The organism is Actinacidiphila yanglinensis, from assembly GCF_900107965.1.
Taxonomy (GTDB): domain Bacteria; phylum Actinomycetota; class Actinomycetes; order Streptomycetales; family Streptomycetaceae; genus Actinacidiphila; species Actinacidiphila yanglinensis.
Window position 1 is genome coordinate 404,490 of sequence record NZ_FNVU01000002.1, and the last position, 12,634, is coordinate 417,123.

Below are 12,634 nucleotides of genomic sequence, written 5' to 3' on the forward strand. Positions count from 1 at the left end.
CGGAGGGAGACACGTCGCCATGGGCGAGGTGGGAGTGGCCGTCAGGGGCCTGCACAAGAGATACGGGCCGACCGCGGCCCTGGACGGGATGGGCTTCAGCGTCGGACCGGGCCGGGTGACCGGCTTCGTCGGGCCGAACGGCGCCGGGAAGTCGACCACGATGCGGGTGGTGCTCGGCCTGGACACCGCGGACGAGGGGACCGCGCTGATCGGCGGCCTGCCGTACCGATCGCTGCGGCGGCCGATGACCCACATCGGCGCGCTGCTGGACGCCGCCGCGCTGCAGCCGAGCCGACGGGCGCGCAACCACCTGCTGTGGATGGCCCGTTCGCAGGGCATCGGCGCACGCCGGGTGGACGAGGTGATCGACCGGGTCGGCCTGGCCACGGTCGCCGGCCGCCGCGCGGGCGGCTTCTCGCTCGGCATGCGGCAACGGCTGGGCATCGCGGCCGCGTTGCTCGGCGACCCGGGCGTGCTGATGATGGACGAGCCGTTCAACGGCATGGACCCCGAGGGCATCATCTGGCTGCGGGGGCTGCTGCGCGCGCTGGCCGGAGAGGGCCGGGCGGTGCTGATCTCCAGCCACCTGATGAGCGAACTCCAGGACACCGCGACCCATGTGGTGGTGGTCGGCCGCGGCCGGGTGGTCGCCGACACGTCGGTCGCCGAACTCCTCGCCGCCGCCTCGGCGGGCGGGCGCGTCACCCTGCGGGCGGCGCAGCCGGAACGCGCCGCCACCGTCCTCGGGGCGGCTGGCGGCACCGCGGTCCCGGCCGGTCCCGGCACGCTGTCCGTCTCCGGGCTGTCCGCCGAGGACATCGTGGCCCACCTGACCCGCCAGGGCGTTCCCTTCTCCGAAGTCGCCGCACACCGGGCCACGTTGGAGGACGCGTACCTGCGACTGACCCGGGACGCGACCGAGTTCACCGGTGCGGACGCCGTCGGCGGTACGCGCACGAGCGGCGGTACGGAAACGGGGGAGCGGGCATGAACGACTTCCTGCTGACCGTGCGGGCGGAGTGGACGAAGCTGCGTACCGTACGGGGCTGGGTGCTCGCCCTCGTGGTGGCGCTCGTCGTGCCGGTGGTGATCGGGCTGACCTCCGTGAACGGCAGCCGGTCCGGGGGCTGTCCGGGCGCCGAGGTGTGCGGGCCGCCGACGGGGCCGGGCGGAGAGGCCGTCACCGACGCCTTCACCTTCGTGCACCGGTCGCTCGGCCCGCACGGCAGCCTCACCGCCCGGATCACCGGGCTGACCGGGCAGCGCCCGCGGATCCCCGGGAGTGGTGGGGGCGGCGCTCCCGTACCGCAGGCGTGGGCCAAGGCGGGCGTGATGGTGAAGGAGGACACCGAACAGGGCGCCGCCTACGCGGCGGTCATGGTGACCGGTGGCCACGGAGTGCGGATGCAGAGCGACTTCACGCACGACACGGCCGCACCGAAAGCCGGGACCTCGTCCACGGCGGCTTCCTCCGCCGGGGCTCACTCCGACGCTGCTTCCGCTGCGGCTCCGCCCACCGCCGCCGCCCCGCGCTGGCTGCGCCTGACCCGCGCGGGCAGCACACTGACCGGCGCCACCTCGCCCGACGGCACGCACTGGACGACGATCGGCACCGCGACGCTGCCCGGGCTGCCGGCGACCGCGCAGGCCGGCCTGTTCACCACGTCACCGGAACACACGGAGGTGGACCGGCACGCCCTCGGCGAGAGCGCGACGAGCGGACCGACCCGCGCCACCGCCACGTTCGACCGCGTCACCCTGAGCGGCGCTGCGACCGCCAACAGCACCGAAAGCGGGGGGCTTTGGCGGACCACGGTGATCGGGGCCGACCCGGTCACCGCTGCCTTCTCCGCCTCCTCCCAGCGCTCCACCCCGGCCGGGGAGAGCTTCACCGTCAGCGGCTCCGGCGACATCGCACCCGCCGTCGGCGGCCGGGCATTCGGCGCGCGCAGCGTGGAGGACGGGCTGGTCGGCACCTTCGCCGGGCTGCTGGTGCTGGTGGTGGTCGGCTCGTCGTTCGTCACCGCCGAGTACCGGCGCGGCCTGATCCGCGGCACCCTGGCCGCGCAGCCGCGCCGCGGCCGGTTGCTCGCCGCCAAGGCGCTGGTGGTCGCCGCGGCCGCGTTCGCCGTCGGCCTCGTGGCGGCCGCGCTGTCCCTCAAACTCACCGCGAGCCGGCTGCACGCCAAGGGCGTCTACGTTCTCCCGGCCGCGACCGGGGCCGAGGTACGCGTGGTGGTCGGCACCGCCCTGCTCCTCGCGCTCGCCGCGGTGCTCGCCCTGGGCGCCGGGATCCTGCTGCGCCGCGGGGCGGGCGCGGTCACCGCGGTGGCGGCCGCGGTCGTGCTGCCGTACATCCTCGCGATCTCGGGCGCCCTCCCGGTCGCCGGCGCGGACTGGGTGCTGCGGGTGACCCCGGCGGCGGCGTTCGCCGTCCAGCAGACGACCGTCCGCTACTCCCAGGTGGCCGGGGTCTACGCGCCGTCCGACGGGTACTTCCCGCTGGCCCCGTGGGCGGGCATGGCCGTGCTGTGCGGCTGGACCGTGCTGGTGGTCGGTGCCGCGTACGCGGTCCTGCGGCGGAGGGACGCGTGAGGAGAGTGGATGCATATATGGGTGGAAATGGGCAGGAAGGTCCGGGTATTCGGATGGATGGCGGTGTCCGCGCCGGGGGTTCCGAGCGGCCGGCTGAGGGCCGCACCCCGCCACGTACGCCGACACCTGCGCAGACGCCGGCAACCCCACGGACCCCGTACGCCGAGCCGCTGCGCGACGCGGTGCGGGCGGAGTGGACGAAGCTGTGGACGCTGCCGGGCACCTGGCCGCTGCTCGGTGCGCTCGTCGTGCTGACCGTCGCGCTCGGCGCCGGGGCGGCGGCGTCCGTGTCGTACCACCCGGGCACGGACGCGGCGAAGGTCTGCCTGACCGGGGTGCAGCTCGGCCAGATCGTGGCGGCGGTGCTCGGCGGGGCGGTGATCGCGGGGGAGCACGCCACGGGCATGGTGCGCTGCACCTTCGCCGCGATGCCGCGCCGGGGCACCGTCCTGGCCGCGAAGGCGGTGGTGCTGACCGCGGCGGTGCTGCCCGCGGCGGCCGTCGCGGTCGGCGGCGGGCTGCTGTCCGGCCGGCTGCTGTTGCCGGCGGCCGCCCGCCCCGCGCTGTCCCCGACCGACGGTTCCGTGCTGCGCGCGGCGGCCGGCTCCGTCCTCTACCTCGTGCTCATCGCGCTGCTCGCGCTGGGCACGGCCGCGGTCGTACGCGACGCGGGCGCGGCGACGGGTACCGTCCTCGCGCTGCTCTTCCTGTTCCCGATCACGTCCGCGCTCGTGGACAACCCGCACTGGCAGCGCCACCTCCAGCAGCTGGGCCCGGCCACGGCGGGGCTCGCGGTGCAGACCACGGCGCCGATGGCGCTGCGTACCCAGCCGATCGGGCCCTGGGCCGGGCTCGGCGTGCTGGCCTGCTGGGCGGGGGCGGCGCTGCTCGGCGCGGTGGCGGTGCTGCGCGCGCGGGACGTGTGACGCCGGGAGCGCCGAGGGGAGCGCCGGGAGGCGGCGCCGTGAGGGGGCCGTCGAGGGTCCGGAGAGGGGGTGGCCGTCGACCGTTGGCGGCCACCCCTCGTCACCGAGGGTGAGAACCGTCACGGCGCCCGGGTGCCCGGCATGGCATGGTGCGGTCGTGACGGGGCAAGAGACCAGCCGCCTTGGCCAATTCCAAACTGCTGTAACACTCGCGGTCTAGACTCAGCCCGCGACGGCTTGTGCGTTCGTGCCCGGGAGCAGGCCGCACCGATGCCCAATCCCGGAGGGGACACGGACTTTTGATACAGATCGAGTCGATAACGAAGCGTTACGCCGACGGCACTGTCGCTGTCGACGACCTGTCGCTGGAGATACCGGACAGTTCGATCACCGTGCTGGTCGGGCCCTCCGGTTGCGGCAAGACCACCACGCTGCGCATGATCAACCGCATGGTGGAGCCCAGTTCGGGCCGCATCCTGCTGGACGGGCAGGACATCCACCAGCAGCCGGTGAACGCGCTGCGCCGGTCGATGGGGTACGTCATCCAGAACGCCGGGCTCTTCCCGCACCGCACCATCCTCGCCAACATCGCGACGGTGCCGCGCATGCTCGGCTGGGACAAGGTACGTGCCCGCAAGCGCGCGTCGGAGCTGATGGAGCGGGTCGGGCTCGACTCCTCGCTCGCGAAGCGCTACCCGTACCAGCTCTCCGGCGGCCAGCAGCAACGCGTCGGGGTGGCCCGGGCGCTGGCCGCGGACCCGCCGGTGCTGCTGATGGACGAGCCCTTCTCCGCGGTCGACCCGATCGTCCGCAAGGTGCTACAGGGCGAACTCCTGCGCATCCAGGAGGAGTTGGGCAAGACCATCGTGTTCGTCACGCACGACATCGACGAGGCGATCCGGCTCGGCGACACCATCGCCGTGCTGCGGACCGGCGGGAAGCTCGCCCAGTTCGCGGCCCCCGACGACCTGCTCTCCCACCCCGCCGACGCCTTCGTGGAGGACTTCCTCGGCGCCGGTCGCGGCGTGCGGCGGCTGTCCTTCTTCACCTCCGCGGGGCTGGAGCTGACCACCGCCCCGATCGTCGCCGCGGACGCCACCGATGCGCAGGTGGCCGAGCGTGCCGCGGCCGACGCCCCGTACCTGCTGGTCACCGACACCGACGGCAAGCCGCTGGGTTGGGCCGAGCCGAAGAGCCTGACCGGCGGTGCGAGCAGCGTGCCGGCCGCGGAACTGATCTCGTACGGCCGTCCCTTCGAGTCCGGCCGCGACTCGCTGCGCGACGCGCTGGACTGCGCGGTCCTGTCACCCACCGGGTGGGCGGTGGCCGTGGACGACACCGGCCGGGTGGTCGGGGTGGCCTCCCAGCTCACCATCGGCGACGCCATCCGCCGCGCGCACGCCGAGAAGGGCGCGGAGGCGTCCGACCGCGCGAGCGCGGCCGCCGCCGGCCTGAAGGTGGCCCCGTGAGCAGCGGCGGCAACGGCTACTTCGACCTGCCCAGCGACCTCCAGCACTCCTACGCGGGCCTGATCGAGGTCCACCTGACGGAGTCGCTGATCCCGGTCGGCATCGGCCTGGCCGTGTCGCTCCCGCTGGCCGCGCTGTGCGTGCGGTTCCGCTGGCTCTACCCGCCGCTGCTGTGGGTCAGCACGATCCTGTACGCGATCCCCTCCATCGCGTTCTTCGTCTTCCTGATCGACTACACCGGCGCCAGCCAGACGACCGTCATCATCCCGCTGACCGTCTACACCTTCGTGATCCTGCTGCCCGCGATCGTCGACGGCGTCAGATCGGTGCCGCCCGAGACGCTGGCGGCGTCCGAGGCGATGGGGTTCAACTCCTTCCAGCGGTTCTATCTGGTCCAACTCCCCAACGCGGTGCCAGCGATCTTCGCCGGGCTGCGGGTGGCGACCGTCTCCAGCATCAGCCTGGTCAGCATCGGCTCGATCATCGGCAACCAGGGCGGCCTCGGCAACCTGCTCGGCGACGCGCTCGCCTACCACCGCTACAACCTCGCGGTGACCTCCGTGGTGTCCATCGCCGTGCTCGGCATCGCGCTGGACGTGCTGCTGATCGGGCTGCGCACCCTGCTCACCCCGTGGATGCCGCGCGGCCGTGGCGCCGCCCGCAAGGCCGCCATCGCCGCGGCCGTGGAACCCACCGACTCCGCCGCGCCCGGCGGACCCGGCTCCGGCGCCAAGCCGGCCGAACTGGAGGGCGCGGGCCGATGAACCTCTTCCACTACATCAGCGACTTCCTCACCGACAGCTCCCACTGGCACGGCTACGACGGTATTCCGCACCGTCTGGACCAGCACCTCGGCTACAGCTTCGAGGCGCTCGCCATCGCCGCCGCCATCGCGCTGCCCATCGGCCTCGTCTCCGGCCACACCGGGCGTGGTGGCAACGCCCTGGCGGTCGTGGCCACCGCCGGCCGCGCGCTGCCCAGTTACGGCCTGCTGGTGCTGATGTTCTTCTGGATCGGCAGGATCGGCCTCCTCCCGGTGATGATCCCGCTGGTGGCCCTCGCGGTCCCGCCGATCCTGGTCACCTCCTACGAGGCGATGCGCACGGTGGACCCGGCCCCGGTGGACGCCGCCCGCGGTATGGGCATGGGCCCGGCCGCGGTCCTCTTCCAGGTCGAACTGCCTGTCGCGCTGCCGCTCATCCTCAGCGGGATGCGCTCGGCGGCGATCCAGGTGGTCTCCACGGCCGCGATCGCCGCGACGGTCAGCCTCGGCGGCCTGGGCCGCTACATCGTCGACGGCTACTACCAGCGCAACTACGAGACGGTCGCGGGCGGCGGCGCCCTCATCGCCCTGCTCGCCCTGGCGATGGTGGGCGTCTTCTGGATCCTCGAGCGCGTCGTCGTCTCCCCGGGAGTCCGCCGCAGCAACTGACCCACGGCTCCCCGCCCACGGAGAAGCCGAGCCTCGCGTAGGGGCGGGCGCCCCCGTTGGCCCCGGCCCGGGCGCGCCCGCCGCGGAGTTTGCGGGGCGGGCGTGCGGTGGCTGCCGGCGGAACAGTAGGAGAGATGGGGTACTGATCGTCGCCAACGACCGCACCGGGCCTTGGACCGTCGCTGATGTCGTGGCCCGGCCCGAAGACCGCACCGTTCGCCACGAGTTGCTGGGCGAGTCCCTGGTGATGTCCCCCTCCTCCGGCGTTCGCCATCAGTGGGCCTCGTTCCGCCTCCACGTCGCCCTGGACGCGGCTGCCCGGGCTGTCGGCGCGCCCGTGGAGATCCTCGAGGGCGTCACGTCGCCCTGCCGTCAGGGCCGGTCGTTTCCGATGTGGTCGTCGTCGACGCAGGCGCGACCGCCGAGGACCCGGTCACCGTCGACATCGAGGCGGTCCAGCTCGTGGTCGAGCTCGTCTCCCCGGGCAACAGCACCATGGACCGCAAGGTCAAGCCGATGCTGTACGCCGAGGCCGCCATCCCGCGCTTCTGGCGGCTCGAGTTCGACCCGGCCCCGATGCTCGCTGTCTATGAACTGCAGAGCGGCCGGTACGTGGAGCAGGTCACCGCGCTCGCCGGCGCGACCACTCATCTGGATGACCCGTTCCCGATTGCCATCGATCCCGCTGGACTCTCCCGGGCAGTAGATGCCGTCCGCGTGGCTCCGCTGACGGCATCGGAGGCGCCGAGGGCATGTGGCTCGGCGGCTGACGAGCGGTGTGCGGTGGACGTCCGGCCGGGAACGTGACCTGAATCACTCTCGGGCGAGGGAACGCCGGGGGGCGGGCGGACAGGGGTGGGTGTGGAACTCTCCTTGCGGGCTCGGCTGCGCTCCGGTGATCCGGAGGCCTTCGGGCGGATCTTCGACGACCATGCGCGGGCGGTGCACCGGTACGCGGCCCGGGCCACCGGGAACTGGACGACGGCCGAGGACGTCGTCTCGCTGACGTACCTGGAGGCGTGGCGGCTGCGGGAGACGGTGCGGTCCGACGGCGGGGACCTGCTGCCCTGGCTGCTGGGCATCGCCACCAACGTGCTGCGCAACACCACCCGGGCCGCCCGCCGGCACCAGGCCGCGCTCAGCCGCGTTCCGCCCCGCCCGGCGCAGCCGGACTTCGCCGACGAGGTGGTGGGCCGGATGGACGACGCCGAGCGACTCGCCGCCGCCCAGCGGGCGTTGCGGCGGCTGCGGCGCGGCGAGCGCGAGGTGTTCTCGCTGTGCGTGTGGGCCGGGCTCGACTACGCCGCCGCGGCCGACGCGCTGGGCGTGCCGGTCGGTACCGTCCGCTCCCGCCTCTCGCGGGCCCGTCGCCGGCTGCGCGAACTGGCGGACGAGGAACTCGCCTCGGGCGGGACGGAACCGGCCTCCCCTTCCGGACAGCAACGAGGTGGCCGCACGATCGCGGCCCGGTCGATCCAGGAGCAGACCCGATGAACGCCCAGAGCCCTCAGGACGACGCTCTCGACGCGGCAGCCCGCGAGGCGACCCGCGAACGCGCCGAGGCGGCCCGGCTGTTGCCGGACCCGGCGGTCCCGGATCTCCCTGACGACCGCCTCAGCGTCCTCAAGGAGCACCTGATGAGCGAGTTCCACGCCGACGAGAAAGCGGCGGCCACCCCTCCCGCCGCCGCCCCTCCCGCCACGGGCCCCGCGCGGTGGCGCCGGAAGCGGCGCTGGGTCGCGGTCGTCGCCCCGCTCGCCGCGGCCGCCGCGGTGGCCGCGGTCCTCACCGCCGGCCCCGGTCACCAGGACCGGACCGCGGATGCCGCGCGTCCGGCCCCCTCCGCGGCGGCGACGCTGCTGGAGAACGCCGCCGCGGTGGTCTCCCGTGCCCCGTCCGTTCCGGTCGGCCACGACCAGTACGTGTATGTCCGCAGCGTGTTCACCGGACGGGACAACCCGCTCCAGGCCCAGTGGACCGACAAGCAGGGCCGCACCCACCGGCAGTACGCCAAGAAACCGGAGAAGCTGGCGAGGCCGGAGAGCATGCAGCAATGGATCGCCTGGTCGCACGACCAGGCCGTCGGGGTGGCATACGGCGACAAAGCCCCCGAGATCTACCACCTCCCGGCCGCCGGGCAGGGCGCCATCTCCGGTGGGCCCTCGGGCTTGTCGAGCCCGTTGGCGGATCTGGCCGCCCTTCCCGCCGACCCCGCCGAGGCGATGCGGACCATCGGGGCGCAGGTGAACCATCAGCTGGCCGACGATGAGAACACCCTGGGGGGCAAGCGTCCCCTTCCCTTCGCCCCGCAGCTGGTCTTCGCCTACCTCGGCGGCATGCTCGCGGAGTCCGTGGATCCGCAGACCACGGCATTCCTGTACCGGGTCGCCGCCGAGATCCCCCACACCACGGTGGTCCCCGACGCGGTGGACGCCGCAGGCCGGCACGGCGTGGCGATCACCATCGACGGCGGGGGCCGGGACCGCGAGGAGTGGATCTTCGACAGGACCACCTACGCCTACCTCGGCTACCGCGATGTCACGGTGGACGACACGGTGGACGGGAAGGCCGGCAGCGTGCTCCAGGCCACCGCGGTGCTCCAGCGCGCCGTCGTGGACCGCATCGGCGACACGTCGGCGGCCACGACCACCGGCTGAGCCCTGCCGCCCCGCAAACGCCGAGGGCGGCCGAGAGGCCCCGTACGCCTTCGTCCGCCCTCGGTACCGCCCCCGCGGGGGAACTCAGTCCCCGACCGTGCCGTCGGCCATCTCCCGCAGGATGTCGATGTGGCCGTTGTGCCGCGAGGTCTCCTCGATCAGATGCATCAGCACCCAGCCGAGCGTGACGTGCGTGCCGTCCTTGACCGGGCGCTTCGCGAGGGTCGACAGGTCGGTGTCGGCGACCAGTTCGCGGTAGCGCGCGCTCTGCTCCTCGTACCCCGACACCAGCTCCGCCAGCGGCGTGTCCGCGCCGACCCGCATCTCCCGGTCGGGGTCCTCGTCGGTCCACGGGGCCTCGGTGTCCTCCTCGCCGAGGAAGATCACCTGGATCCACCAGTACTCGACCCACCGCAGGTGGCTGAGCAGCCCGCCCAGCGTCATCAGCGGCGACCCGGGCAGCGGCGCCCGGGCCGTGTCCTCCGCGGACAGACCCGCGCACTTGGCCACCGCGGTGGCCCGCGCGTAGTCGAGGAAGGTGGTCAGCATGCTGCGTTCGTCCCAGGCGGGAGGCATGTCGGTGCGTGGCATGCGCCGATCATGCCATCCAGGCGCGCTCCGGGCGGAACGGATAAACCTGGCCGCGCCCCCGGGATCACACCGTCGCGACCAGGAAGTCCTCCCCGCTGGAGGGCCGCAGCCCGTCGGGGCGGCCGGCGAAGTAGCGGCCGGCGAGGTCGGTCCCGGAGACGTGGTGGGCGCTGCCGAAACCGGCCACCCGGGCCATGGCGAGCATCTCCTCCGGGGCGTAGAAGCTGATGAACGGCGTGCGGGAGGTGGCGGCGTTGCGCAGGGTCGCCTCGCGGACCGGGAGGTCGACGGCGTCGACGAGTTCGGTCGGCAGCTGGAACGTCATGGCGAGCGTCGTGCCCGGGGCGAGCGCGGCGATCTCGCGCAGGGTCGCCTCGGTGGCCTCCCGGGTGAGGTACATGGTGACGCCCGTGGAGACGACGACGGCGGGCCGGGTGGCGTCGAACCCGGCGCCGGCCAGCCGCTCCACCCAGGAGTCGCCCGCCTCGAAGTCCACCGGGACCAGCCGCAGCCGGTCCGGGACGCCGTAGCCGAGCTCCTCCAGCCGGCGGCGCTTCCACGCCTGCGGGCCGGGCTGGTCGACCTCGAACACCCGCAGCCCGGCGGTGGTCGCGGGCTCACGCTGGGCGAAGGTGTCCAGCCCGGCGCCGAGGATGACGTACTGGCCGACGCCCTGCCCGGCCCGCTCGGCGACCAACTCCTCGACGAAGCGGGCCCGGGAGACGATGGCCGCGCGGAACCCGCGGGTGCTCCGCGGGTCCATGTCGGGCCGGTCGCGCCACGATTCGGCCGGGGCCAGCAGCCGCAGCCCCACCTCGTCCTCGAACACGTGCGGCGGCGGGTCGACCTGGACGTGCATCGCGCGCCAGAGCGCGACCCGCTCCGCCGAACTCTCCGGTGCCTGGTCCTGTTCGGTGGTCATCTCAGCCCTTTCCCGGTGCCTGCAGGCTCCACAGCCGGCCGTCCGGGTCCCGGACGGTCATCTCCCTGGTGCCGTAGTGGGTGTCCTCGAACGGTGTGACCACCTCGACCCCCGGTCTGGCCCGGAACGCTTCCTCGTCGGGCACCTTCAGCACCATCCGTGCCTGCGGCTCCTGGTCCGCCGGGACCTCCGCGACGAACACGGTGGGGCCGCTGCGGCTGCGCAACTGGCCGGAGTGGTGGTCGGTCTCGAAGTCCAGCTCGTAGCCCAGTGCCTGGAAGAACCCCGCCGCCTTTCCCCAGTTGTGGGTCGTCAGGAACACCGCGTCGATGCCCTCGGTCGTCATGTCAGCCGTCCTTTCCGGGGGGTTGCTGCCGCTCGGGGTCGCCGAGGTAGGCCCGCAGGGCCTCCGCGACCAGCGCCGACAGCGACATCCCCGACTCGATGGAGCGGTGCTTGACCTGCTTGATCAGCCCGATCGGGAGATACACGTTGAACTGCTTGACGTCCTCGTCGGCCATGCGGCAGAGGCTAGCATGCTAGCAATCTAGAAAGCTATGACCTGGACCTGGACCTGGACATGCACCTGGACCTGCTGCCCGGCGCGTTCTCCGGGTGGTCTGCTCGACGGCGGCTGCCCGGTGATGGGCTGTCCCACCCGCCCCACCGTTCGCATCTGTTCCCCGGCATCCGGCGCCACGGTGACGCTCGGCCCCCCGTCAGGGGAACTCCGGTTGAAGCGCGGAGGACGCTTCGATGACATCCGCCTGGGGGCCCGCTGTGCGTACATCCATCGGAGGGAGGGTCGAGTCTGAGTCTGCGATCGGCCTCCTCGACCCTCAGCGAAAGAGCCCCTCCGACGATGAACCCCGCATCCCCCCCGTCGCTCGACCAGCCGCCCGCCCGCGCGCTCCCCGCCGAACTGCCCGCCCCCTCGGCGGGCGCGGCGACGGCACCCCCGTCCGCCCCGGCACCGCGCGGCCGGCTGCGCGCGCTCGACGGGCTGCGGCTCCTCGCCGCCCTGATGGTGTGCAGCTACCACTACGCCGGCCGCGGCGGCGACATCGACCAGTCGTGGGGCCGCTCGCCGGCGAAGCTCTTCCCGCACCTGGCCGGGCCGTTCTCCTACGGCTGCCTGGGCGTCGAGATCTTCTTCGTGATCAGCGGGTTCGTGATCTGCATGAGCGGCTGGGGCCGCGACCTGAAGGGCTTCGTGGTCTCGCGTGCCACCCGGCTCTACCCCGCCTACTGGGCCGCGCTCGTCCTCGTGACGGTGGTCCTGGGCCTCGCCGGCCGCCACCAGGTCTCCCGGCCTGACCTGCTGACGAACTTCACGATGCTCCAGATGCCGGCCGGCGCCGAACGCGTGCTCGGCGTGTGCTGGACGCTCTGGGCCGAGATGCGCTTCTACCTGCTCTTCGCGCTGGCCGTGGTGTGGCCCGGCGCCACCCGCCGCCGCGTGCTGGTCTTCTGCGGGGTGTGGACCGTCCTCGCGCTCTACGCCCAGAGCTCGGGGGAGGCGTTCGCGAAGACCGCCCTGATGCCGGAGTACGCGCCGTTCTTCGTGGCCGGGATGGGCCTGTACCTGGTGTACCGCTTCGGCCACGACGCCATGTCATGGGGCGTGGTCGCGGTCGGCTTCCTGCTCGGCCAGCGCGAGGCGGTGAAGGCCAACGTCGCCCCCGCGCACATGGAGGTCTTCCACCACCGCACGTCCTTCGGCGTCGTCCTGGTCGTCGCCCTCGGCTTCGCGGCGGTGGCGGCGGTCACCCTGGTCCCGTCGGTGGCCCGCCTGAACTGGCGCTGGCTGACCACGGCCGGCGCCCTGACGTACCCCTTCTACCTCGTGCACGATCACCTCGGCATCGTGGCGATAGCCGTCGCCGTGCACAGCACGCCGCTGCCGCCGCTCGCGGTCCTCCTCCTCGTGCCGCTCGCGATGCTCGTGCTCGCCTGGCTGCTCCACCGCCTGGTCGAGAAACCCCTCGCGCCCCGCCTCAAGCGGGTCCTGCTGCGCTGAGGGCTCTCCGGCGACGCCTTCC

The 12,634-nt window shown here is 73.2% G+C and carries 14 protein-coding genes; 10 read left to right on the forward strand and 4 right to left on the reverse strand.

Annotated features, from left to right (window positions below; all coding sequences use genetic code 11):
* Positions 1-19 precede the first annotated feature (19 nt).
* The 9 genes from C4U44_RS05750 to C4U44_RS05790 all read left to right on the forward strand — a co-directional run bounded on the left by C4U44_RS05750 (position 20) and on the right by C4U44_RS05790 (position 9,079).
* Positions 20-991 (forward strand): ATP-binding cassette domain-containing protein, encoded by a 972-nt coding sequence (locus tag C4U44_RS05750; protein ID WP_103884500.1) that lies wholly within the window; start codon positions 20-22, stop codon positions 989-991.
* Positions 988-2,595 (forward strand): ABC transporter permease subunit, encoded by a 1,608-nt coding sequence (locus tag C4U44_RS05755; protein WP_103884501.1) that lies wholly within the window; start codon positions 988-990, stop codon positions 2,593-2,595. Before C4U44_RS05750 ends, C4U44_RS05755 begins: the two co-directional genes overlap by 4 nt.
* A 53-nt stretch (positions 2,596-2,648) precedes the next feature.
* Complete coding sequence (locus C4U44_RS05760; RefSeq protein WP_235031823.1) at positions 2,649-3,521, forward strand: ABC transporter permease; 873 nt, start codon at positions 2,649-2,651, stop codon at positions 3,519-3,521.
* A gap of 299 nt (positions 3,522-3,820) precedes the next feature.
* Positions 3,821-4,990, forward strand: a complete 1,170-nt coding sequence (locus C4U44_RS05765) for an ABC transporter ATP-binding protein (RefSeq protein WP_200823146.1) — start codon at positions 3,821-3,823, stop codon at positions 4,988-4,990.
* Positions 4,987-5,754 (forward strand): ABC transporter permease, encoded by a 768-nt coding sequence (locus C4U44_RS05770; RefSeq protein WP_103884502.1) that lies wholly within the window; start codon positions 4,987-4,989, stop codon positions 5,752-5,754. Before C4U44_RS05765 ends, C4U44_RS05770 begins: the two co-directional genes overlap by 4 nt.
* The gene (locus tag C4U44_RS05775; RefSeq protein WP_103884503.1) at positions 5,751-6,422 is read left to right on the forward strand and encodes an ABC transporter permease; all 672 of its coding nucleotides are present in this window, start codon (positions 5,751-5,753) and stop codon (positions 6,420-6,422) included. Before C4U44_RS05770 ends, C4U44_RS05775 begins: the two co-directional genes overlap by 4 nt.
* Positions 6,423-6,815: 393 nt before the next feature.
* Positions 6,816-7,229: a Uma2 family endonuclease gene (locus C4U44_RS42270; RefSeq protein ID WP_235031824.1), complete on the forward strand. Its 414-nt coding sequence runs from the start codon at positions 6,816-6,818 to the stop codon at positions 7,227-7,229.
* Positions 7,230-7,283: 54 nt separating this feature from the next.
* On the forward strand, positions 7,284-7,916 hold the full coding sequence (locus C4U44_RS05785; RefSeq protein WP_103884504.1) for an RNA polymerase sigma factor: 633 nt from the start codon (positions 7,284-7,286) through the stop codon (positions 7,914-7,916).
* Positions 7,913-9,079 (forward strand): CU044_5270 family protein, encoded by a 1,167-nt coding sequence (locus C4U44_RS05790; RefSeq protein WP_103884505.1) that lies wholly within the window; start codon positions 7,913-7,915, stop codon positions 9,077-9,079. The genes C4U44_RS05785 and C4U44_RS05790 overlap by 4 nt, the downstream gene beginning before the upstream one ends.
* An 84-nt stretch (positions 9,080-9,163) precedes the next feature.
* On the opposite strand, the gene C4U44_RS05795 is transcribed toward C4U44_RS05790, so the two are convergent.
* The 4 genes from C4U44_RS05795 to C4U44_RS05810 all read right to left on the reverse strand — a co-directional run bounded on the left by C4U44_RS05795 (position 9,164) and on the right by C4U44_RS05810 (position 11,113).
* Positions 9,164-9,670, reverse strand: coding sequence for a DinB family protein (locus tag C4U44_RS05795; protein ID WP_103884506.1), 507 nt, complete (start codon positions 9,668-9,670; stop codon positions 9,164-9,166).
* A gap of 64 nt (positions 9,671-9,734) precedes the next feature.
* On the reverse strand, positions 9,735-10,592 hold the full coding sequence (locus C4U44_RS05800) for a class I SAM-dependent methyltransferase (RefSeq protein ID WP_103884507.1): 858 nt from the start codon (positions 10,590-10,592) through the stop codon (positions 9,735-9,737).
* A gap of 1 nt (position 10,593) precedes the next feature.
* Entirely contained in the window at positions 10,594-10,938 is a 345-nt protein-coding gene (locus tag C4U44_RS05805; RefSeq protein WP_103884508.1) for a VOC family protein, read from the reverse strand.
* A 1-nt stretch (position 10,939) separates the two neighbouring features.
* Positions 10,940-11,113 carry a ribbon-helix-helix domain-containing protein gene (locus C4U44_RS05810; protein ID WP_103884509.1) on the reverse strand — a complete coding sequence of 58 codons (174 nt, stop codon included), beginning with the start codon at positions 11,111-11,113 and terminating at the stop codon, positions 10,940-10,942.
* 341 nt (positions 11,114-11,454) lie between these two features.
* Between C4U44_RS05810 and C4U44_RS05815 the strand changes: the two genes are divergently transcribed.
* On the forward strand, positions 11,455-12,612 hold the full coding sequence (locus C4U44_RS05815; protein ID WP_103884510.1) for an acyltransferase family protein: 1,158 nt from the start codon (positions 11,455-11,457) through the stop codon (positions 12,610-12,612).
* The last annotated feature ends 22 nt before the right edge of the window (positions 12,613-12,634 follow it).

Coding starts and splice junctions, on each gene's coding strand:
- C4U44_RS05750 (WP_103884500.1), top strand. CDS start 20: ATGGGCGAGGTGGGAGTGGCCGTCAGGGGCCTGCACAAGAGATACGGG.
- C4U44_RS05755 (WP_103884501.1), top strand. CDS start 988: ATGAACGACTTCCTGCTGACCGTGCGGGCGGAGTGGACGAAGCTGCGT.
- C4U44_RS05760 (WP_235031823.1), top strand. CDS start 2,649: ATGGATGGCGGTGTCCGCGCCGGGGGTTCCGAGCGGCCGGCTGAGGGC.
- C4U44_RS05775 (WP_103884503.1), top strand. CDS start 5,751: ATGAACCTCTTCCACTACATCAGCGACTTCCTCACCGACAGCTCCCAC.
- C4U44_RS05790 (WP_103884505.1), top strand. CDS start 7,913: ATGAACGCCCAGAGCCCTCAGGACGACGCTCTCGACGCGGCAGCCCGC.
- C4U44_RS05795 (WP_103884506.1), bottom strand. CDS start 9,670: ATGCCACGCACCGACATGCCTCCCGCCTGGGACGAACGCAGCATGCTG.
- C4U44_RS05800 (WP_103884507.1), bottom strand. CDS start 10,592: ATGACCACCGAACAGGACCAGGCACCGGAGAGTTCGGCGGAGCGGGTC.
- C4U44_RS05805 (WP_103884508.1), bottom strand. CDS start 10,938: ATGACGACCGAGGGCATCGACGCGGTGTTCCTGACGACCCACAACTGG.
- C4U44_RS05810 (WP_103884509.1), bottom strand. CDS start 11,113: ATGGCCGACGAGGACGTCAAGCAGTTCAACGTGTATCTCCCGATCGGG.
- C4U44_RS05815 (WP_103884510.1), top strand. CDS start 11,455: ATGAACCCCGCATCCCCCCCGTCGCTCGACCAGCCGCCCGCCCGCGCG.